This is a genomic window from Nocardioides sp. CPCC 206348, from assembly GCF_048654705.1.
In the GTDB taxonomy this organism is placed as follows: Bacteria; Actinomycetota; Actinomycetes; order Propionibacteriales; family Nocardioidaceae; genus Nocardioides.
This window is the reverse complement of sequence record NZ_JBMCZA010000184.1, coordinates 1-287: the sequence shown is the minus strand read 5'-3', so window position 1 is coordinate 287 and position 287 is coordinate 1. Positions and strand designations below refer to the sequence as shown.

At 73.5% G+C, this 287-nt stretch carries 1 pseudogene; it reads right to left on the bottom strand.

The features are described from left to right. A pseudogene (locus ACOADB_RS15095) lies at positions 1 to 287 on the bottom strand (tRNA (adenosine(37)-N6)-dimethylallyltransferase MiaA); the annotation flags it as partial.

Sequence of the window (287 nt, the reverse complement as noted above, 5' to 3'; positions counted from 1 at the left end):
GCGCTGTAGGGCTCGCCGGTCAGCTCGATCACCTCGAGCGCCCGCACGATGCGGCGGCCGTTCTCCCCGATCCGTTCGGCGGCCACGGGATCGAGCGCCCGCAGCCGGGCGTTCATCGCCATGGCACCGACCTGTTCGAGCTCGGCCTCCAGCCGCTCGCGCACCGCCGTGTCGGTCCCGGGGAAGTCGAACTGGTCGAGGATCACCCGCGTGTAGAGGCCCGATCCGCCGACCAGCACGGGCGTCACGGCGCGAGCGCGCAGCTCCGCGATCGCCGTCCGCGCCCA